This window comes from Blattabacterium cuenoti, from assembly GCF_014252355.1.
Classification (GTDB): domain Bacteria; phylum Bacteroidota; class Bacteroidia; order Flavobacteriales; family Blattabacteriaceae; genus Blattabacterium; species Blattabacterium cuenoti_AD.
Window position 1 is genome coordinate 522,892 of sequence record NZ_CP059217.1, and the last position, 21,968, is coordinate 544,859.

Below are 21,968 nucleotides of genomic sequence, written 5' to 3' on the forward strand. Positions count from 1 at the left end.
TTTAGTATCCAAAATATTTTAATTGACAATAATTAGATCTCCAATTTTTTAAAACTAAAATTTTAATTGAAATATTAATTTCTTTTTTAAAAAAATTTTTTATACTTTGTTTAGATTCTCGTTTTAATCTATTCAGAGATAATTCATTATGTCCAATTAAAATAATTTTTTGAGAATATTTTTCTACATATATTATAGAAGATATATCAATGTGATCATTTTCTTCTTTAAAAAAATTAGTCATCACCTCAGAAGAATATGGAATTTCTTGATTATATAAATAATAAATTTTTTCTCTAATTATCTCGTTTACAAAAAAACGTTGAGATTTATCACTAATCCACTCTTTTGGATAAAATGGGGGATGTGCTGATAATAAATTAACAATTTTTTGAATTAAAAATTCTTTATTAATATTTTTTAATGCAGATATTGGTAATATATCAGACAAAGGAAATAATTGACTCCAAAAATTAATATTCTTATGAAGAATATTTTCATTATAATAATATAATCCCATTTTATCTATTTTATTAATCAAAATAATAATAGGAATATCTTGTTTTTTAAGATAAGTAACAAAATTCATAATTTTTTCGTGTAAAAAAAGATATTTTTCTACTTCTGTAAGAAGTAAAATAATATCAGCATCTTCTATAGATTTTTTGACATATTTCATCATAATTTTTTGTATTAACATCTTTTGTTTTTTCATAATACCAGGAGTATCCGAAAATACAATTTGAAAATTTTCTTTATCTAAAATGCCTACAATTCTATGACGAGTAGTTTGCGGTTTGTGAGTTACTATAGATATATTTTTTTCAACTAAAGAATTTATTAAAGTTGATTTTCCTGCATTTGGAAATCCAATAATATTTACAAATCCAGATTTATATATCATGATATATATTTTTTTTTCTAAAAATTATTTCTTTTTTATTTAAACAATCTATCAATATTAGATAATTTTTATCAATATTGCCTTTAATAAGTTCTTTAGATAATTTATTCATTATATCATTTTGAATCACTCTTTTTAATGGTCTTGCTCCAAAAATAGGATCATATCCTTTTTCTGATAAATATAAAATAGCTTGTTCAGTAATTTCTATATGTATATTTTTTGTTAATAAAAATATTCCCAAATTTTTAATTTGTAATTTCACAATATCTTTAATTCTTTCTCTAGAGAGAGGTTGAAAAAAAATAATTTCATCTATTCGATTAATAAATTCTATTCTTACAATATTTTTTAATAATTTAATTAAAGTTTTTTTAATATTCTCTATTTTATTAGAATCAAAAAAATCTTCATTATTAATTATTTCTGATCCTATATTAGATGTCATTATAATAATAGTATTTGTAAAATTTATTGTATGCCCATGATTATCAGTTAATCTACCATCATCTAATACTTGTAAAAGAATATTAAAAACATCACGATGAGCTTTTTCAATTTCATCTAATAAAATTACACTATACGGCCTACGACGTATTGCTTCTGTTAATTGACCACTTTCCTCATACCCAATATATCCTGGAGGTGCTCCAATCAATCTACTTATAGAATGACGTTCTTGATATTCACTCATATCTATTCTAACTATATTGTTTTCATCATCAAATAAATATTCAGCTAATGCTTTAGCTAGTTCTGTTTTACCAATTCCTGTAGATCCCATAAATAAAAAAGACCCTATAGGTTTGGTTTCATCCTGAAGTCCAGCTCGAGAACGTCTTATTGCATTTGCAACAGATTGAATTGCTTCATTTTGACCTATCACTCTTTTATGCAATTTTTTTTCTAAATAAATTAATTTTTCTTTTTCACTTTTCAACATTGTTATAACTGGAATTCCAGTCCATTTGGATACTACTTGAGCAATATCTTCTTGACACACTTCTTCTTGAATCATTCTTACCCCTTTATCTTCTTTATTTTTTAATTCTATTTCAAATTGTTTAATTTTGTTTTCTTCTTCTTTAATTTTTCCATATCTTAATTCAGCTACTTTTCCATAATCTCCTAATCTTTCTGCCTGTTCAGATTCAAATTTAAAATGTTCTATCTTGTCTTTAGCCTTTTGCAATCCTTCTACTAAATTTTTTTCATTTTCCCACTGAATTTGCAATTGCATCTTTTCTTGATTTAATTGTAATAATTCATTTTTTAAAACATATAATTTTTTTTGTTGATCTTTTTCTCTTTTAATAGCTTCTATTTGTATTTCTATTTTCATAATTTTTCTATACAAAATATCTAATTTTTCTGGTTTTGAATTTATTTCCATTCTTAATTTAGAAGCAGATTCATCAATCAAATCAATAGCTTTATCTGGCAAAAATCGTTCATTAATATAACGTTTAGATAACTTTACTGCTGCAATAATTGATTCATCTTTAATCCTTACTTTATGATGACTCTCATATTTATCTTTAATTCCTCGCAATATAGAAATAGAATCTGAAATAGATGGTTCATTAACGTATACAGGCTGAAATCTTCTTTCTAATGCTTTATCTTTAATAAAATATTTTTGATATTCATGTAACGTTGTTGCTCCAATAGCACGCAGTTCTCCTCTTGCTAATGCTGGTTTTAAAATATTGGCTGCATCTATAGCTCCTTCTCCACCACCTGTACTAATTAAAGTATGTATCTCATCAATAAACAAAATAATTTCTCCATTAGATAATGTAACTTCTTTAATAACAGATTTTAATCGTTCTTCAAATTCTCCTTTATATTTTGCTCCTGCTATTAAAGAAGCCATCTCTAAAGAAAAAACTTGTTTAGTTTTTAAATGATCTGGAATATCTCCACTAATTATTCTATGTGCTAATCCTTCAGCTATTGCTGTTTTTCCAACTCCAGGTTCTCCTATTAATAATGGATTATTTTTTTTTCTTCTACTTAATATTTGCAATACTCGTCTTATTTCTTCATCACGTCCAATAACAGGATCTAATTTTCCTTTATTTGCCCATTCATTTAAATTTTTAGCATATATTTCTAATATTCCTATTTTACCATTTGGTTTATTATTTAATTCCATAATGAATTAATATTTACTTATTTTATTCACAATTTGTTGTATGTACCCAATATAAATACATATTGTTTAGATGATAATGCTAACATCAATTCAATATTATTCAATTACATATTTTTTTTATTATATATAATTTTATGCAAATCAATTGAATATATTAAAAATTTATTCAAAATATTTTATTTTTGATTAAAATATATGCGTAGTTTATATGTATTTTATTTTTTTTTTTTAAAAAAAAATTAGTGATTACTAAGTAAATTGATTGAAATACATAATAATATTTACTTATGTTTAATGCAAATATTTTATGTATTAAATTGATAATTTTTGATAACAAATTCTTATACATATGATAATGAAAGATGAAATATCATCAATTTCACAAAAAATCAATAAACTGGAACAGTTACTAGATATTAAAAAAATAAAAAAATCATTAAAAAATGATCAAAAAAAAATGTTAAATACTAATTTTTGGAAAGACAAAGATAAATATGAAAAATGTGTAAAAAATTTTCAAACATTAAAAATAAAAATAAAAGATTTTACACAACTTAAAAATGCTATGGAAGAACTTGAATGTCTATATTCTCTTTCAAAAGAAGAAGATGTAGAAACAAATCTTCAAGTTCAATTAAATAAAACTAAAAAATTAGTATATGATATAGAAATTAAAACATTGTTTAAGAAAGAAGATACTTGTAACGCAATAATACAGATTTCTTCTGGTGCAGGTGGAACCGAAAGTTGTGATTGGACGGCAATGTTAATGAGAATGTATATATTATGGGGGCAACATAATAAATTTTTTGTTAAAAAAATTCATCATATACCAGGTGATATAGTTGGAACCAAAACCGTTACTTTAGAAATAAATGGAGTACATGCTTTTGGATACCTAAAAGGAGAAAATGGAGTACATAGATTAATTAGAATTTCTCCATTTAATAATAATTCAAAACGGCATACTACTTTTTCTTCCGTATTTGTTTATCCTTTAATAGAAAAAAATATAAATATTAATATTAATCCATCAGATATTCATTGGGATACTTTTCGTTCTAGTGGATCTGGAGGTCAAAATGTAAATAAAGTAGAAACTGGAGTAAGATTAAAACATTTACCTACAGGTATTATTATTGAAAATACTGAATCTAGATCACAAATTAAAAATAGACAAACAGCATTACAAATTCTTAAATCTAGATTATTTGAAATAGAAATGAAAAAAAATATAGATAAAAAAAATAAAATAGAATCTAAAAAAAAAAAAATAGAATGGGGATCTCAAATAAGAAATTATATTATGCATCCTTATCAATTAGTAAAGGATTTAAGAACTGGATATGAAACTCATAAAGTACAATCTGTAATGAATGGAGAAATTAATACTTTTTTAAAACAATTTTTAATGCAAAAAAACCAAAAAATAGTTTAATTAATTTTTTTATCATTTTATGAAAATTAGATATAGAGATCTTATAGATCAAACTTTTGATTTTCCATCTGAGGAATTTGCTATTAAAAATAATTTTTTAGAATTTCATGGAATACCATTGATCAATCTTATAAAAAAATATGGAACACCATTAAAATTTACTTTTCTTCCAAAAATTTCTAATAATATACAAAAAGCAAAAAAATGGTTCAAAAAAGCTATTAAATCTAATCATTATAAAAAAAAATATACTTATTGTTATTGTACAAAAAGTTCTCATTTTTCCTTTGTATTAGAAGAAGCATTAAAAAATAATGTTAGTATTGAAACTTCTTATGCATATGATATAGAAATAGTCAAAAATCTATATAAAAAAGGAAAAATAAAAAAAAATATTGAAGTTATTTGTAATGGGTTTAAAACTAAAAATTATATAGAAAATATATCTGAATTAATTAATAACGGATTTTATAATACAATTCCTATATTAGATAATGTAGACGAATTGGAACAACTAAATTTAGTTATACACTCTCCATTTAAATTAGGAATACGAATAGCTTCTGAAGAAGAACCAAAATTTGAATTTTATACATCTCGTTTAGGAATAGGATATAAAGATATTATTGTATTTTATTTAAATAAAATAAAAAATAATCCAAAAGTAGAATTAAAAATGTTACATTTTTTTATTAATACTGGTATAAAAGATACAGCTTATTATTGGAATGAACTATTTAAATGTTTACAAATATATGCTCAATTAAAAAAAATTTCTACAGAATTAGATATTCTTAATATAGGTGGTGGATTCCCAATTAAAACCTCTATGTCCTTTAAATATAATTATGAATATATGACTAATGAAATTGTATATCAAATTAAAAAATTTTGTAAAGAAGAAAATATTGAAGAACCCAATATATACACAGAATTTGGAACTTATACTGTAGGCGAAAGTGGTGGTATAATATATAAAATACTTGATCAAAAAAGACAAAATGATAGAGAAAAATGGAATATAATTGATAGTTCATTTATGACAACATTACCAGATACTTGGGCAATTAGTCAGAGATTTATTATGATGGCTATTAATAGATGGAATGATTCTTACGAAAGAGTATTTTTAGGTGGATTAACATGTGACAGTGAAGATTATTATAATTCAGAACAACATATTAATGCTATATATCTTCCATCTTTTCGAGCAAATACTCCACTTTATATTGGGTTTTTTAATACTGGTGCATATCAAGATACTATTAGTGGGTATGGAGGTGTTCACCATTGTTTAATTCCACAACCTATACATATTCTTATTAATTATGATGAAAAAAAAAGATTTGTATATAAACTTTTTAGACATTCACAAAAACCTGATGAAATATTACAAATATTAGGATATTAAATTTATTCTAATAATGAATAAAACAACTTTTGCAGGAATTCCACAAGAATATGCTACTCTTGAAACATCTAAAATTGTTATAATTCCAATCCCTTATGATGATACAGTAACATGGAAAAAAGGAGCACAATATGGACCAAATGCTTTTTTAAAAGCCTCTCAATATTTAGAATTATATGATATAGAAACAAATTCTGAAGTTTATAAAAGAGGAATTTTTTTAGCTTCTCCTATCAATAAATTTAATAATTCACCTACTAAAATGATACACAATATATATAGTATCACTAAAAAATATTTATTAAAAAATAAATTTGTTACTATAATAGGTGGAGAACATTCTATATCCATTGGAAGTATTCGAGCTTTTGGAGAATTGTTTGAAAATTTAAGCATTCTTCATATGGATGCTCATGCTGATTTACGTCCTATTTATAATAATAATCCTTATAATCATGCTTGCTCTATGTATGAAGCTTCCAAAAAATACACATTAGTACAAATAGGAATTCGTAGTATGGATATACAAGAAACAAAATATGTTCAAAAAGGAAATATATTTTATAATCATGATATTTATAATAATAAAACATGGATGGAGCAAGCAATTAATAAATTATCAAATAATATATTTATAAGTATAGATATAGATGTTTTTGATCCTGGAATTGCACCATCCACAGGAACTCCTGAACCAGGAGGGATGTTATGGTATAATACATTATTGTTTTTAAAACAAGTTTTTACTACAAAACAAGTTGTGGGATTTGATATTGTAGAATTATCACCAAATAATAATGAATATTCTACAGATTTTTTAGTTGCAAAACTTTTTTACAAATTGTTATCCTATAAATATGAATTAAAATTAGATATATGATTAATAATAAAAATAAAAAAATAATTATATCTATAGATGGATATTCTTCTTCTGGCAAAAGTTCATTATCCAAACAATTAGCTGAACACTTTAAATATTATTATATAAATACGGGCGATATGTATAGAGGTATTACTTTATTAGCTATTAGACAAAAAATGTTTAACAGTGATTTATGGAACGTAACTAATTTTATTCATTATTTAAATAATATACATTTCACATTTAAATGGAATAAAAAAATTAATGAAATAGAAACTTTTTTAAATAATGAAAATATTAAAAATCAGATAAAATCTAGACAAGTAACAGAAAAAGTTAGTTTATTAGCTAGTATTCCTGAAATACGTGAAAAACTTAATGTTATACAAAAAAAATTAGTATCTATATATAAAAACGGATTATTAATAGAAGGAAGAGATATAGGAACCACAATATTTCCACAAGCTAAAATAAAAATATTTATGAAAGGCTCTACAGAAATTCGTTCTTTTCGAAGATATAAAGAATTAAAAAAAAAAGGAGAAAAAATATCTTATGAAAAAGTAAAACAAAACATTTTATATAGAGATATGTTAGATATTTCTAGAAAATATTCTCCTTTGCAAAAACCTATACAAAATTGTATTGAAATAGATAATACTTATCTAAGTATAAATAAACAATTTAATATTATACTTCAATTCATTAAAAACAAATTATATACATGAAATTATTAGATGGAAAAATAGCAATAGTTACAGGTGGTTCTGGTGATATAGGGGCTTCTATTGTCAAGACATTTGTAAAACATGGAGCATTCGTAATTTTTACTTTTTTATCTTCTAAAGAAAAAGCTGAGAAATTATCTATTGAATTAAAATTAACAACATTTTGTGAATCATATCAAATAGATTTAAAAGATATAGATGCAACTAAATTCTTTATACAAAGAACCATAGAAAAATATGGACGGTTAGATATATTAGTCAACAATGCAGGAATTATAAAAGATAATTTTTTATTAAGAATGTCGAAACATAATTGGGATAAAGTAATAAAAACTAATCTTTATTCTATTTTTAATTTAACTAAATATGCTATTATGCCTATGATAAAGCAAAAAAAAGGAAATATTATTAATATGAGTTCTATTATTGGATTTACTGGAAATTCAGGGCAATCTAATTATTCGACTTCTAAAGCTGGAATTATTGGATTCACTAAATCGATTGCTAAAGAACTTGGAACAAAAAATATTCGTTGCAATGCTATATCTCCTGGATATATATATACTAAAATGAATGATAATCTTCCTCAAACAATAAAAGAAAATTTTATGAGGAATATTCCCTTAAAAAGAGCTGGTACTCCTCAAGATATAGCTAATTCAAGTTTATTTCTTGCTTCTGAATTATCTGATTATATAACTGGATCTGTATTGCATGTAAATGGAGGATTATTTTAGTTATTTGATCCCAGACACAGAACACAGACAAGACATACACATACAATACATGATTTACTCAAAAAAAAAAATAGTTCAAAGTTTAGGAATTATCCTAATTTCAAAATCAATTTTTCATATTGTAATATCACCAGGATCCAGAAATGCTCCAATTATTATTCATTTTACCATTAATCCTTATTTTAAAACTTATAGTATTGTAGATGAACGTTCTGCAGGATATTTTGCGCTTGGAATGGCACAACAAATTAATAATCCAGTATTATTAAATTGTACTTCTGGCACATCAGTTCTTAATTATTATCCTGCACTTACTGAAGCTTTTTATCAATACATTCCACTAATTTTTATAACTGCAGATAGACCTAAAGAAACACCTTATTTATTAGAAAATCAATCTATTCATCAAGAAAATATTTTTAAAAATTATGTAGTTGCTTCTGTACAATTAACTGAAGAAGAATCTAATAACGGATTATGGTATAATGAAAAATTAATTAATGAGGCTATTAATAACTGTATTAAAAAAAATCGACCTGTACATATTAATATTCCTTTTACAGATCCACTTTATGATACCGTAAATCATATACAAGTTAAACCTAAAATTATCAAGGATATACCAGTAGTAAATACCATCGTAAATTATTCCTATATAAAAGAAAAAAAAATATGGGAACGGTCTAAAAAAAAAATCATTTTTATTGGATTACATCCGCCAAATAAACATCTAAAAAGAATCATCCAAAAATTCAATCAAGATTCTTCTATTGTTATATTTTCCGACACTTCTTCTCAATTATACGACAAGTTTTTATTTTCAATAGATCAATTATTCTTTAATATGAAATTAACAGAATGGTTAAGTTTAAAACCTCAAATTTTATTAACCATTGGTGGCCATATTATATCTAATAGAATGAAATATATTATGCGAAAATATCCTCCTAAATATCATTGGCATATAGGAGAAGAAACTAATCATTATCCAGATACTTATTATAAACTTACCATTTATTGGCCTATACAACCTGAAATATTTTTTAATATTTTAAAAAAACAAAATATAAATGATGATTATTATAATTATAAAAAAAAATGGATAAAATTAAGAAATCAAAGAAAAATAAAAAATAATTTTTTTCTAAAAAAAGAAAATAGTTTTTCAGATTTAAAAGTTTTATTTTTAATATTTAATTCAATACCAAAAACATCAATTTTACATTTAGGAAACAGTACTATTATACGATACTATCAACTGTTTGATATAAAAAAACATTCTATAAAATATTATTGTAATAGAGGCACATCAGGAATTGATGGTAGTGTTTCTACCGCTATTGGACATTCTATAAATAGTTCAAAAATAGTAACTTTAGTAATTGGAGATATAAGTTTTTTTTATGATAGCAATGCCTTATGGAATAATTATACACCAAATAGGTTTAGAATTATATTAATTAATAATGGAGGTGGAAACATTTTTAGATTAATTACAAAAAAAAAAATTCATAAAAATACTTTTGATTTTTTTGAAACTAAACATTCTTTAACAGCAAAACAAATTTGTGAAATGTATCATTGGAAATATAAATATGTATCTAATATTATTGTTTTGAAAAAAGTTTTATCTAGTTTTTGGAATAAATCTAATAAACCTATATTATTAGAATTAAATACAACCAAATCAAATAATAAAAAAATATTTAATGATTATATATCTTTTATTTTTTAAAATTATTGAATTATCCAAATTACTACATATATAAACACTTTTATTCTTGCTAAAATCTCTCTAATTTGTATTTTTAAATGAAATGGAATACTTTTTGCATTAAATCCAATAACATCTAATCCTAAACAATTGCCAATAAAAATAGCTCTTTCATTATGAAATTTTTGAGAAATAATAGTAAATTTCATTTGATTATATAATTTATAAACTCTTGATATAGAATGTAAGGTATCAATTCCATACAAATCTTCATATATAAAACGAGAAGGAACACCTTTTTTTATCAATTCTTTTTTCATCATTTTAGGTTCATTATAAGTAATATCTCTATTATCTCCACTAACAATGATATAACGTATTTTGCCATTAAAAAAAAGAAAACTTGCAGCATCTATTCTATATTTAAAATATACATTTATTCCACCTCCATGCAAATATTTTGAAGTTCCTAAAACAACACCATATGTATTATATGGAATGTTATCAATTTTATTATAATTTTTGTTAATTGACCAAATACTGATTCCCAAATGACAAAAAATAATACCAAAAATAATGATAATAATTATACGTTTTATTTTGACAATAATAAATAATAATATACTTTTTTATAAATCAATTTATATACATTAATTTCAAATATTAATTATTCTAATTAGTTAATTAAACTTTATAAAAAATAACATTATCTATAACTATATGTTGTAATTTTAACTAATTCACTTTTCTTTGTGAAGAAAGAACAAATACATCACTTTTTATTATAAATGATTGAAATAAAAAAGAAATAATTTTTTTATTAATATCATCAACTATTTCTTGAAATAAATTAAAAGCATTTTGCTTATAAACAATTAAAGGATCTTTTTGTTCAAAAACTGCATTTTGTACTGAATGTCTTAAACTATCCATTTCTCGTAAATGCTCCTTCCATTTTTCATCTAAAAAAGATAATATAGTTTTTTTTTCTAATATTGAAAATAATGCATATCCATTACTATTAATAAGATGTGTTTTACTAGTATTTACTACTATTTTACTAGATGCCTCATAATTTGTAAAAATATATTGAATTTGATAATCATATTTTATATTAGTATTATTATACAATATTGTATGTAAATATTTTTTAATAATTTTATCTTTCTTTTTTTCATAGTAATCAATTAATATATCGTGTAAGTAATTAATGATATATTGTTCTTTATGAGCTACTAATTCTTTTTTCTTTATTGAAAATTCAACACCAAATATATTAAAAAATTCATATTTTATATTTTCAAAAAATGATTTATTAATTGAAATTATAGAATGTAATATACTATACACCATATTAGAAATATCTAAATTTAACTTTTCACCACATAATGCATTTTTTCTTTTTTTATAAATAAATTCTCTTTGTTTATTAATTACATCATCATAATCTAATAGACGTTTTCTTATACTAAAATTATTTTCTTCTATTTTTTTTTGTGCTCTTTCTATAGATTTTGTTAATAAAGGATGTTGGATAATATCTCCATCTTTATGTCCAAATCGATCCATTAATTTTGATAATCTTTCTGAATGTAAAAATACACGTATTAAATTATCTTCTAATGATATATAAAATTGAGAACTTCCTGGATCTCCTTGTCTACCAGAACGTCCTCTTAATTGATTATCTACTCTTCTTGAATCATGTCTTTCTGTTCCTATGACCGCTAAACCACCAAATTCTACAACATCTTTATAAAGTTTAATATCAGTCCCTCGTCCTGCCATATTAGTTGCTATAGTAACAGAACCTGGCAATCCAGCTTTTGCAATAATATCTGCTTCTTTATGATGTAATTTCGCATTGAGTACATTATGTTTTATTTTTCTAAATTTTAATGTTCTACTTAATAATTCAGATACTTCTACAGAAGTAGTTCCTACAAGAACAGGTCTATGTTTGTTTTTAGAAAGATATATAATTTGTTCTAAAATTGCATTATATTTTTCTCTTTGTGTTTTAAATATAATATCTTGAAAATCATGTCGTTTAATTTGTTTATGTGTAGGAATCACAACTACATCTAGTTTATAAATATCTAAAAATTCACTAGCCTCTGTTTCTGCTGTTCCAGTCATTCCTGATATTTTTTTATACATTCTAAAATAATTTTGTAAAGTAATGCTAGCTAATGTTTGACTAGATGCTTCTATTTCTAGATTTTCCTTTGCTTCTATAGCTTGATGTAGTCCATCTGAATATCGCCTACCTTCCATAATACGACCAGTTTGTTCATCTACAATTTTTACTTGATTTTCTAAAATTATATAATCTATATTTTTTTCAAATAAAGTATAAGCTTTTAACAGCTGATTAATAGTATGTATTCTTTGTAATTTAATAGTAAAATTTTGTATTAATTTATCTTTTTCTTTTATTTCTTTTTCTTTAGGTAAATTTTTTTTTTCTAATTCAGCAATTTCTACATTAATATCTGGAACAACAAAAAAATTGATATTTGACATATTTTTAGATAAAAATTGTATACCTAAATCAGTAAGTTCAACCGTATTATGTTTTTCATCTATAACAAAATATAAGTCTCTATCTACTGTTGTTAAATCTTTTCCATTATCTTGTAATAAATATATATTTTCTATTTTTTGTAAAATAATTCTAATTTTATCTTCATTTAAAAATTGAATTAAAGATTTTTTTTTTGGAAATCCTCTATATGATTGAAATAATTTCAATCCACCTAATTGTTTATTTCCAGATTTTATTAGATATTTAGATTCTTGCAACAATTGTTGAACTTTTTTTTTTTGTTCTTTGACAATAAGATCTACTTTTTCTTTTAAGAATTTAAATTCTTCTTTTTCCTCTTTATAAAAAATCACTGGACCGGAAATAATCAATGGAGTTCTAGCTTCATCTATTAATACTGAATCAATTTCATCTATAATAGCATAATTTAATTCTCTTTGTACTAGGTCTTCTTGTGAAGTAGCCATATTATCACGCAAATAATCAAATCCAAATTCATTATTTGTTCCATAAGTAATATCTGCTAAATAAGCTTTTTTTCTTAAATTACATTGATAAGAATGATAATTATCTAAACAATCAACTCTTAATCCATGAAATTCCATTAAAGGTCCCATCCAATTAGCATCTCTTTTTGATAAATAATTATTAACTGTAACAATATGAACCCCTCTTCCAGATAATGCATTTAAATAAGCAGATAAAGTAGAAACAAATGTTTTACCTTCTCCAGTCGCCATTTCAGCAATTTTTCCTTGATGTAAAACTACACCACCCATTAATTGTACATCATAATGAACCATATCCCAAATAATCTGTTTTCCATGAGCATTCCATTCATTACTCCAAATTGAATATCCATCTTTTAACGTTACATAAGACTTTGTTTTTGATAACTCTTCATCAAATAATGTTGATTTTACTATTAATCTTTTCTTTTCTTTGAATCGTTTAGCAGTTTCTTTAACAACTGCAAATGCTTCTGGTAAAATCTGAAGTAAGATTTGTTGTTCTATTTTATAACATTCTTTTTGTATATTTTCTTTCTCTAAAGAACTTTTTTCTAAATCATGAATAGAACATGATCTCATTTTTGTCTTTTCAATTAATTTTTTTTCTTTTTGACAAAGATGATAAATAGCAGATTGTATTATATTTTTAAATTCTATAGTTTTTTTTCTTAAGCCATTGTCTGATAAAGAAACGATTTCTTTTTCTTTTATATTAATTTTAAACAAAAACTTTTTAATCTTATTAAGATCTCTATCATTTTTATTTTTAAATAAATTTTTGAAAACTGTTGTAAAAAATTTCATGATTATATTTTATAATTCATATTCATCTCTATTCCAATAAAAATCTTCATCATCTCGTGGATAATCAGCCCATATATCCTCTATAGATTCAAAAATTTCTCCATCAACATTTTCTAATTGTTGAAGATTTTCTACTACTTCTAATGGAGCACCAGTACGAATAGCAAAATCAATTAATTCTTCTTTGGTTGCTGGCCAAGGTGCATCTTCCAAATGAGAAGCTAATTCTAAAGTCCAATACATATATTGATATTTTTTGAAAAAATTATATGTTTGATTTTCAAAAATAAATGATTTTTAAAAAAAACATAAAATTAGCAATTTTAAATTAAACATGATTGAATATAAAAATTTAAAAATTAAAAAATACCCTAGAATAGTTTTTATCGGTGGAACATCTTTTTCTATTTTTTCATTAAAACAATTACACATGCTTAAATATAATATAATAGGAATTATCACTAATCCCGATAAATACATAAAAAATCAAAATCTTGTATTTAATAAAATTAAACAATATGCAATAAAAAATAAAATTCCAATATTACAACCCACAAATCTTATTGATACTGCATTTATAGAAACTTTAAAATCATGGAATATTGATCTACAAATTGTTGTTTCATTTAGAATTTTACCAAAACAAATTTGGAATTTGCCAAAAATTGGAACGTTAAATTTACATGCATCTATACTACCTAATTATAAAGGTCCATTTCCTATTCATTGGTCAATTCTCAATGGAGAAACACAAACTGGATTAACTACCTTTTTTATAAAAAATGATGACATAGATTCTGGTAATATTATATTACAAAATAAAATAAATATTGGACAAAATGAAACATATGGAGAAGTTGAAAATAAACTAAAACAAATTAGCGGCAATGTTATTATAAAAACTTTACACGAAGTAATAACAAAAAAAGAAATTAATAATAAACATTTTACATATACCACCACAACATATTATAAATCTTTTTTCTATGCTAGAAAGATATATAATGAAGATTGTAGAATTAAATGGCAAACATCATGTGTAGATGTTATACATAATCAAATAAGAGGATTAAGTCCTTATCCAACAGCATGGACTTATTTATTTATAAAAAATAAATTTTATAGGTTTAAAATATTTTTATCAAAAAAAATACTATCAACTCATTTATTTCCACTTGGATTAGTAACAATTTCTGCATTTGAAATGAAAATATCAGCAATAAAAGGATTTATATCTATTATTGAAGGACAATTAGAAGGAAGAAAAAAAATGTTTATAAAAAATATCATTAATGGAATAAAAATTAAAACAAATATATTTGTTAAATAAACTAAATCATTAAGATTTAATTATATTTGCTATTTTATACTTTATACTTTAAAATAAACTACAAATTATTTTATTCATGAATAAAACAGAATTGGTACACTCTATTTCTGAGAAAACAGGAATTGCAAAAAACGAAGTAAAAACTGTAATAGAATCTTTTATACAAACAATCATTCAATCTTTAAAACAAGGCAATAAAGTTACTTTAATAGGATTTGGAACATTTTCTGTAATAGATAGAAATCCAAGAACTGGCGTAAACCCTAGAACAGGACAAAAAATACATATTCCTGGAAAAAAAGTAGCTAAATTTAAAATAGGATCAGAATTATCAAAATTATAGTAGTAGTTAGTTATGGAGATAATCTAAATAAATTCCATTTTTTATCTGTTTCTAATTCTAAATAATAGACTAATCTATCATGAAGTCTATATGGTTGGCCCTGCCAAAATTCCATTTTATATGGTTTTACTATATATCCTCCCCAATCAAAAGGACGTTTGATTATTCTACATGTTTTGAAAAACATTTTCCATTTTTTATATTTATCTAATAAATATTCTTTAGAAGAAATAATCTTACTTTGTTTAGATGCCCAACTTCCAATTTGGTGTTCTCTTGGTCTTTCATTAAAATATCTATCTGATTGTTTAATATTTAATTTAAAAGTTTTTCCTTTAATTAATATTTGTCTATCTGTATTTGTAAAATAAAAAGATATACATGTCATTGGATTATTTCGTATAGCTAATCCTTTTGCACTCAAGTAATTAGTATAAAATATAAATCCTTGTTCAGAATATTGTTTCAATAGTACAATTCTTGTTTCAGGTGCCCCATCTTTTCCAATTGTGGATATTGACATTGCATTTACTTCTTTATCATTAGAAGACATTTGTTTTTCTTCTTGAAACCAAGAATGAAATAAGTCAATTGGAATTTTAGGAATATTTTTTTCTATTAAATATTTTGTTGATTCATAATTTTTTCTATAATTGCTTAAATCCATAACTAACTATTGTTTTAAATAAAATTATATTAACTTAACAAAAAACTTAAGTTGATTTCATCAATAGGCGTGATAGCTCAGTTGGATAGAGCGTTGGTCTCATAACCCAAAGGTCGGGGGTTCAATTCCCCCTCACGCTATTTTTTTTATTTATTAAATAATATGAAATTTTATATTCGCAGTTCTTATTTGTTAAATAGACTATATTTTTTATATAAAGTTTCAAATTGTAAAAAAAATTTAAAGTGTTTTTTTAAAACAAATAATAATTATGAATTAATTATCTATATATCAAATAGATATTATTTGTTTATAACTAAACTTAAAACATCTATAGAACAATCTTCAAATAAAAAAATATCAATTTCTATAACGTTAATAATAAATTTTTTACAAACATTTATGAATGAAACTTTATTATTAGAAATAAAAAAAAATATATTAATCATTTTATATAAACAAGATTATTACTATATTCCTATTGATAATAGTAATAATACAAAAAATTTTACTTATCCTATAAATTGGAATAAAAAACCTTTTTTAAAAAAAAGAACTATTATAAAAATTGTTTTTTCTTATTCTACTTTATTAAAAATTTTAAATTATACTTTATTATTTTCTGAAGAACAATATTTTAAAAATATTATAAATGGAGTATTTTTTCAATTAACTCCATATGTATATAATTTTATATTGACTGATACTTATAAACTTGTACAATATACTATTACACACAATAATTTAAAAACCAATTTACCTCCTATAGAATTCATTATGCTTAATTTTTCTTCTTTAAGAAGATTACATAATATTTTAACACAAAAATTGAATATCAAAAAAATTACTATGGTCATCGAAAAATATAATAAAAAAAATATCGTTCAATTTCAAATGAACAATAATATATTTTTTTGTAATTATTTCAATCCTACATATATAAAATTTAATTCTAAATTTCCAAAAATAACTGATATATCATGTATAATAAATAAAAATTTATTTTTAAATTATATTAAAAGAATTTCTTTTTTATCTAAGAAAAATCCTTGTATTATTAGATTTATTTTTAACAATCAGGTTAAAGACACATTAAAAATAGATGAAGAAGAGTCAATCAATAATAATCATAATTATTACATGATTAAATGTAAGTTCAAATTATTAAATAATAATCATAATATAATTATAATGAAATTTAATACTCAATTTTTAATAGATATTTTATCATCTATAAATGAATCTTGTATAAATTTTGAACTTTGTTGCAATAAAAATATTGGATTATTCAAACCATTTTTTAAGAAAAAAAATAAAGAATCAATTAAAATTTTGATTATGTCCATAATATGAAAATATCATATAATTGGCTAAAAAAATATATTAATATTGATATAAAGATTAAAAATATATCAGATGTATTAATAAATATGGGATTTTTAGTAAAAAACATCAAAAAAAATCTAATAGATATTGAAATTCCCACTAATCGTCCTGATGCCATTAGTTATTATGGTCTAGCCAGAGATTTATATGCTTTTTTTAAATTTAAAAATTATAAAAAAATATCTTTAAATAACCCAAAAGTATATCAATATAATAATAATGAAAGTTTAAAAAAAAATAATTTTCAAATATCAATTGATCCAACTATTCAATGTATAAGATATTCTTATCTAATAATTTTTAATACAAAAATAGAGTTATCTCCAATATGGTTACAAAATATATTAAAATCAATTGGAATTAAATCAATTAATAATATTATTGATATCACAAATTTTATTATGTATGAATTAGGACAACCTATACAAATTTTAAATATAGATCAAATAAAAGGCAAAAAACTTTTCATTAAATCAACCAACAATCAAATAATACAAAAGAAAATAGCAATTAATAAAAAATATATAATAATCTCTGATCTAGAGAAACCATTATCAATTATAAATAATCAATCAATAAATGAAACAATAAATAAAAATATTTTATTATTATGTATAAATTTTCCACTATATAATATCAAAAAAATAGATTTACATCATTTTATACCAACAACACATGCACAATATTTCTTAGAAAGAAATACAGATCCTAATAACACATTACTTGCTTTAAGTAGATTTATTTTTTTACTACAAAAAATTAGTAAAAAACACATAAATTTTTCTAATATTATTGATAATTATTTAAAACCAATTTATCCTATACAAATCACAATACGTTATAACAAAGTAATAAATGTTATTGGAAAAACAATTTCTAAAAAACTTATAAAAAAAATTATTTTATTATTAGTAATAAAAATTGTAGAAGAAAATGAACAATCACTTACAGTACTTATTCCTATTTATAGAATAGATCTTAAAAGAGAAATAGATTTAATTGAAGAAATTATCCGTATATATGGTATTAATAAAATAACAAAAAAATATAATAAATTTCAAATTTATCAACCTACTTATTATAAAACTACAATCATCGAAAATATAAAATATTTAGTGACTAATCAATTAATCAATTATGGATTTCAAGAAGTTATCAATTTACCTATGATAAATGATAAAAATAAAGAAATTATTGATTTTAATTTTTTTATGAAAATAGAATCTATTCATGTTAAAAATCCTATTAATAAACATTACGATTCTATGCGAACAAATCTCTTTTTTGGAATGATTAATAATTTTAAATCCAATTTTCATAGTACTGATAATGATATTAAATTTTTTGAATTAGGAAAAATTTTTTATGATAAGAACAATCATTTTTGCGAAAAAAATTATTTAGGATTAAGTATATTAGAAAGCCAAAATAATAATTATTCTATTGAATATCGATTCTTTTATTTAAAAGGCATTTTAGAAAAAATTTTTCAAAGACTTGGTATTCATAATTATACTCAAAATATTTCTCATCACCCATTACTATACAATAGCATATTAATGATATATAAAAAAAATAAATTAGCAGAAATAGGTATATATAAAAATAATATAAAAGGAAGACATGTCGTTTATGCAGAAATAGATTGGGAATATTTTATATCAATTGTAAAAAATAAAACAATAACGTTTTATAAACATTCAAAATATCCTCTTTCAAAAAGAGATTTATCCATTTTAGTAGATAAAAAAATATTATTTGAAACAATTTATCAAACATTAAAAAAACAACAATATAAACTAAAATTAATCAAAGATATACAAATATTAGATTTATATGAAGGGAAAAATTTACCTATTTCAAAAAAATCTTATCATATAAGATTTTTATTTAAAAGCGACAAAGAAACATTAACTAATTCAATTATTAATAATGTAATCGATAATATAATAATATTATTAAAAAACAATTTAGGAGCCGATATTAGAGGAAAAATATAATAATTTTTTTAATATTTTTTTCATACTAATTTTTTCTCTTAAAATATGGGAAATTGAAGCTATTGGTATTCTTTTTTGTTGCATAGTATCTCTATCTCTCATAGTGACTGTATTATTGTGAATAGTATCATAATCTACAGTAAAACAAATAGGGGTTCCTATAGCATCCTGTCTTCTATATAATTTTCCAATTGAACTTTTTGCGTCATAAATTAATTTATAATCTATTTTGATATCATTAAATATTTTTTTTGCAATTTCTGGAAGACCTTGTTTTGAAACTAATGGAAATATTGCTGCTTTTATAGGAGACAAATAATAAGGAATTTTTAATACAATCCTGTTATTACTACTCCCACCATTTGGTGGTTGTATTTTTTCTAATTTTAAAGAAGAAGAATATATAGCTAATAAAATTCTATCTAACCCAAGTGAAGTTTCAATGACATAAGGAATATAATTATAATCTTGTTTTGATTCTTTAAAAACTCTAAATTTTTTTTTTGAAAAAAATTCATGTTTTTTTAAATCAAAATCTCTACGACAATGTATCCCTTCTATTTCTTTTAATCCAAAAGGAAAATTAAATTTTATATCTGTTCCATAACTTGCATAATGAGCTAATTTATTTTGTTCTATCATTTTATATTTATTATTTCCCAAATTAAGTTCTAAATGCCATTGTAAACGCAATTTTTTCCAATAATTATACCATTTTTTTTCTTCTTTAGGAGAAATAAAAAATTGTAGTTCCATTTGTTCAAACTCACGCATACGAAAAATAAATTGTCTAGCTATGATTTCATTTCTAAATGATTTTCCAACTTGTGCAATACCAAAAGGTATTTTCATTCTCATTGATTTTTTTACATTATTAAAATTAGTAAAAATTCCTTGAGCCGTTTCTGGACGTAAAAAAAATCCTCCTTGTCTTTCATTCATTTTAAACATCATATTAAATAAATGAATATTCGTCCAATTTTTGGATCCAGAAATTGGATCAAAAATATTTAATTCTTTTATTAAAGATTCAATATCAGATAAATTATTATTTAATAAATATTTATTCAATCTTTCTAAAAATTTTTTTCTATTTTTTTGATCTGTTTTTAATAAAAATTCTTTTATTAAAATTTCTGGACTATATCTCTTCTTAGAATCTTTATTATCAATTGATAAATCATTAAATTTTTCTATATGTCCAGATGCTTTCCATACAGCATTATGCATTAAAATAGATGAATCTAATCCAACTATATTATCATGCAGTTGAATCATAGATTTCCACCAATATTTTTGTATATTTTTTTTTAATTCTAGTCCATATGGACCATAATCATAAATAGAACTTATTCCTCCATAAATTTCACTAGAAGGGTAAATAAATCCATAATGTTTAGCATGAGTTACTAAAAAATGCAAATTTATTTGATTCATTTTTCATAAAATGATATATTATTATTCAAATATTTTTCTAAATCTAATGCAGCCATACATCCAGTACCAGCTGAAATAATAGCTTGACGATATATAGGATCCTGTACATCTCCCGCTGCAAATACTCCTGGTTTATTAGTATATGTATTACCATCTTGAACTGAAATATATCCTAAATTATCCATTATAATTTGATTTTTAAATAATTGTGTATTTGGAACATGTCCAATAGCAATAAATAATCCACTAATTAAAATAGTATAAATTTTATCAGCTTTTGAATCTAATACTTTAATTCCTTCTAAAAAATTTTTACCTAGAAACTTTACAATCTTAGAACAAAATAAAATTTTTATATTATTTTTTTGATAAATGATTTGTTGCAATATTTTAGATGCTTTAAAATAATTTTTTCTTACTAAGATATAAACATGATTACAAATTTTAGATAAAAAAATAGCTTCTTCTAAAGCAGTATCCCCACCACCTACAATAGCAACATCTTTTCCTTTATGAAAAAATCCATCACATGTAGCACAAAAAGAAATTCCTAATCCTAATAATTTTTTTTCTTTATTTATATCTATATCCAAAAATTTAGGACTAGAACCAGTTGCAATAATTAACCCTCTACTTTGGATATATTTTTTATTTTCATAATAAATGTAATGTATTCCTCCTTTTTGATCAGATAATTCTACTTTTAGAACATTTTTATAAATTAAAATAACATTAAATTTTTTTGCTTGTTCTTTGCAACATTCCATAAATTTAGATCCATTAATACCTTTAGGATATCCTAAATAATTATCAATATAATGTGTATTAATTAATTGGCCGCCTGGCATTGATCCCATAAACATAATTGGATTAAGATCAGCACGTGCTGCATATATAGATGCAGAATATCCAGCAGGCCCAGATCCAATAATTACGCAATTGTGGATTTTATTATTATTAAACATAAAAACTATATTTTTGTTTTTTTA

At 22.5% G+C, this 21,968-nt stretch carries 17 protein-coding genes, 1 tRNA gene and 1 pseudogene; 11 read left to right on the forward strand and 8 right to left on the reverse strand.

Annotation, left to right across the window (positions count from 1 at the left end):
- Position 1: 1 nt before the first annotated feature.
- Entirely contained in the window at positions 2 to 904 is a 903-nt protein-coding gene (era, locus tag H0H38_RS02555) for a GTPase Era (protein ID WP_185872725.1), read from the reverse strand.
- A pseudogene (locus H0H38_RS02560) lies at positions 894 to 2,981 on the reverse strand (ATP-dependent Clp protease ATP-binding subunit); the annotation flags it as partial. The gene era and the pseudogene H0H38_RS02560, both read right to left, overlap by 11 nt.
- 430 nt (positions 2,982 to 3,411) lie before the next feature.
- Here H0H38_RS02560 and prfB point away from each other — a divergent pair.
- Genes prfB through menD form a run of 6 tightly spaced genes read left to right on the forward strand, consistent with a single transcriptional unit; the run spans position 3,412 to position 9,973 of the window.
- Positions 3,412 to 4,500, forward strand: coding sequence for a peptide chain release factor 2 (gene prfB, locus H0H38_RS02565; protein ID WP_185872726.1), 1,089 nt, complete (start codon positions 3,412 to 3,414; stop codon positions 4,498 to 4,500).
- 19 nt (positions 4,501 to 4,519) lie between these two features.
- Complete coding sequence (locus tag H0H38_RS02570; protein WP_185872727.1) at positions 4,520 to 5,911, forward strand: type III PLP-dependent enzyme domain-containing protein; 1,392 nt, start codon at positions 4,520 to 4,522, stop codon at positions 5,909 to 5,911.
- A gap of 13 nt (positions 5,912 to 5,924) precedes the next feature.
- The gene (speB, locus tag H0H38_RS02575; protein WP_185872728.1) at positions 5,925 to 6,791 is read left to right on the forward strand and encodes an agmatinase; all 867 of its coding nucleotides are present in this window, start codon (positions 5,925 to 5,927) and stop codon (positions 6,789 to 6,791) included.
- A complete protein-coding gene (cmk, locus tag H0H38_RS02580; protein WP_185872729.1) occupies positions 6,788 to 7,501 on the forward strand; it encodes a (d)CMP kinase in 714 nt (237 codons plus the stop codon). Before speB ends, cmk begins: the two co-directional genes overlap by 4 nt.
- Positions 7,498 to 8,238 (forward strand): beta-ketoacyl-ACP reductase, encoded by a 741-nt coding sequence (locus H0H38_RS02585; protein ID WP_185872730.1) that lies wholly within the window; start codon positions 7,498 to 7,500, stop codon positions 8,236 to 8,238. The genes cmk and H0H38_RS02585 overlap by 4 nt, the downstream gene beginning before the upstream one ends.
- A gap of 49 nt (positions 8,239 to 8,287) precedes the next feature.
- A complete protein-coding gene (menD, locus tag H0H38_RS02590) occupies positions 8,288 to 9,973 on the forward strand; it encodes a 2-succinyl-5-enolpyruvyl-6-hydroxy-3-cyclohexene-1-carboxylic-acid synthase (RefSeq protein ID WP_238785394.1) in 1,686 nt (561 codons plus the stop codon).
- A gap of 2 nt (positions 9,974 to 9,975) precedes the next feature.
- Here menD and H0H38_RS02595 read toward each other — a convergent pair whose 3' ends face one another.
- The 3 genes from H0H38_RS02595 to H0H38_RS02605 form a co-directional block, all read right to left on the reverse strand.
- On the reverse strand, positions 9,976 to 10,503 hold the full coding sequence (locus tag H0H38_RS02595) for a SanA/YdcF family protein (RefSeq protein WP_238785395.1): 528 nt from the start codon (positions 10,501 to 10,503) through the stop codon (positions 9,976 to 9,978).
- A 184-nt stretch (positions 10,504 to 10,687) separates the two neighbouring features.
- Positions 10,688 to 13,816, reverse strand: coding sequence for a preprotein translocase subunit SecA (locus tag H0H38_RS02600; RefSeq protein WP_185872731.1), 3,129 nt, complete (start codon positions 13,814 to 13,816; stop codon positions 10,688 to 10,690).
- A gap of 9 nt (positions 13,817 to 13,825) precedes the next feature.
- Entirely contained in the window at positions 13,826 to 14,059 is a 234-nt protein-coding gene (locus H0H38_RS02605) for a DUF2795 domain-containing protein (protein ID WP_185872732.1), read from the reverse strand.
- 91 nt (positions 14,060 to 14,150) lie between these two features.
- Between H0H38_RS02605 and H0H38_RS02610 the strand changes: the two genes are divergently transcribed.
- Both H0H38_RS02610 and H0H38_RS02615 read left to right on the forward strand, forming a co-directional pair.
- The gene (locus tag H0H38_RS02610; protein WP_238785396.1) at positions 14,151 to 15,146 is read left to right on the forward strand and encodes a methionyl-tRNA formyltransferase; all 996 of its coding nucleotides are present in this window, start codon (positions 14,151 to 14,153) and stop codon (positions 15,144 to 15,146) included.
- 76 nt (positions 15,147 to 15,222) lie between these two features.
- Positions 15,223 to 15,489: an HU family DNA-binding protein gene (locus H0H38_RS02615; RefSeq protein WP_185872733.1), complete on the forward strand. Its 267-nt coding sequence runs from the start codon at positions 15,223 to 15,225 to the stop codon at positions 15,487 to 15,489.
- Positions 15,490 to 15,499: 10 nt separating this feature from the next.
- On the opposite strand, the gene pdxH is transcribed toward H0H38_RS02615, so the two are convergent.
- Positions 15,500 to 16,156, reverse strand: coding sequence for a pyridoxamine 5'-phosphate oxidase (pdxH, locus tag H0H38_RS02620; RefSeq protein ID WP_185872734.1), 657 nt, complete (start codon positions 16,154 to 16,156; stop codon positions 15,500 to 15,502).
- A gap of 66 nt (positions 16,157 to 16,222) precedes the next feature.
- On the opposite strand from pdxH, the gene H0H38_RS02625 reads away from it, so the two are divergent.
- The 3 genes from H0H38_RS02625 to H0H38_RS02635 all read left to right on the forward strand — a co-directional run bounded on the left by H0H38_RS02625 (position 16,223) and on the right by H0H38_RS02635 (position 19,542).
- A tRNA-Met gene (locus H0H38_RS02625) sits at positions 16,223 to 16,296 on the forward strand.
- A 166-nt stretch (positions 16,297 to 16,462) separates the two neighbouring features.
- Complete coding sequence (locus H0H38_RS02630) at positions 16,463 to 17,509, forward strand: beta clamp domain-containing protein (protein WP_185872735.1); 1,047 nt, start codon at positions 16,463 to 16,465, stop codon at positions 17,507 to 17,509.
- Positions 17,506 to 19,542, forward strand: coding sequence for a phenylalanine--tRNA ligase subunit beta (locus tag H0H38_RS02635; RefSeq protein WP_185872736.1), 2,037 nt, complete (start codon positions 17,506 to 17,508; stop codon positions 19,540 to 19,542). The genes H0H38_RS02630 and H0H38_RS02635 overlap by 4 nt, the downstream gene beginning before the upstream one ends.
- Here H0H38_RS02635 and H0H38_RS02640 read toward each other — a convergent pair.
- Both H0H38_RS02640 and H0H38_RS02645 read right to left on the reverse strand, forming a co-directional pair.
- On the reverse strand, positions 19,513 to 20,979 hold the full coding sequence (locus H0H38_RS02640; protein WP_185872737.1) for a glycine--tRNA ligase: 1,467 nt from the start codon (positions 20,977 to 20,979) through the stop codon (positions 19,513 to 19,515). The genes H0H38_RS02635 and H0H38_RS02640 overlap by 30 nt on opposite strands.
- Positions 20,976 to 21,944, reverse strand: a complete 969-nt coding sequence (locus H0H38_RS02645; protein ID WP_185872738.1) for an NAD(P)/FAD-dependent oxidoreductase — start codon at positions 21,942 to 21,944, stop codon at positions 20,976 to 20,978. Before H0H38_RS02645 ends, H0H38_RS02640 begins: the two co-directional genes overlap by 4 nt.
- Positions 21,945 to 21,968: the final 24 nt, after the last annotated feature.

Bases quoted from the DNA above. Each gene is read 5' to 3' on its own strand.
- H0H38_RS02645 (WP_185872738.1), bottom strand. From the start codon at position 21,944: ATGTTTAATAATAATAAAATCCACAATTGCGTAATTATTGGATCTGGG.
- era (WP_185872725.1), bottom strand. From the start codon at position 904: ATGATATATAAATCTGGATTTGTAAATATTATTGGATTTCCAAATGCA.
- H0H38_RS02615 (WP_185872733.1), top strand. From the start codon at position 15,223: ATGAATAAAACAGAATTGGTACACTCTATTTCTGAGAAAACAGGAATT.
- cmk (WP_185872729.1), top strand. From the start codon at position 6,788: ATGATTAATAATAAAAATAAAAAAATAATTATATCTATAGATGGATAT.
- H0H38_RS02635 (WP_185872736.1), top strand. From the start codon at position 17,506: ATGAAAATATCATATAATTGGCTAAAAAAATATATTAATATTGATATA.
- H0H38_RS02600 (WP_185872731.1), bottom strand. From the start codon at position 13,816: ATGAAATTTTTTACAACAGTTTTCAAAAATTTATTTAAAAATAAAAAT.
- menD (WP_238785394.1), top strand. From the start codon at position 8,288: ATGATTTACTCAAAAAAAAAAATAGTTCAAAGTTTAGGAATTATCCTA.
- H0H38_RS02605 (WP_185872732.1), bottom strand. From the start codon at position 14,059: ATGTATTGGACTTTAGAATTAGCTTCTCATTTGGAAGATGCACCTTGG.
- H0H38_RS02570 (WP_185872727.1), top strand. From the start codon at position 4,520: ATGAAAATTAGATATAGAGATCTTATAGATCAAACTTTTGATTTTCCA.
- speB (WP_185872728.1), top strand. From the start codon at position 5,925: ATGAATAAAACAACTTTTGCAGGAATTCCACAAGAATATGCTACTCTT.
- H0H38_RS02640 (WP_185872737.1), bottom strand. From the start codon at position 20,979: ATGAATCAAATAAATTTGCATTTTTTAGTAACTCATGCTAAACATTAT.
- H0H38_RS02610 (WP_238785396.1), top strand. From the start codon at position 14,151: ATGATTGAATATAAAAATTTAAAAATTAAAAAATACCCTAGAATAGTT.
- pdxH (WP_185872734.1), bottom strand. From the start codon at position 16,156: ATGGATTTAAGCAATTATAGAAAAAATTATGAATCAACAAAATATTTA.
- prfB (WP_185872726.1), top strand. From the start codon at position 3,412: ATGATAATGAAAGATGAAATATCATCAATTTCACAAAAAATCAATAAA.
- H0H38_RS02585 (WP_185872730.1), top strand. From the start codon at position 7,498: ATGAAATTATTAGATGGAAAAATAGCAATAGTTACAGGTGGTTCTGGT.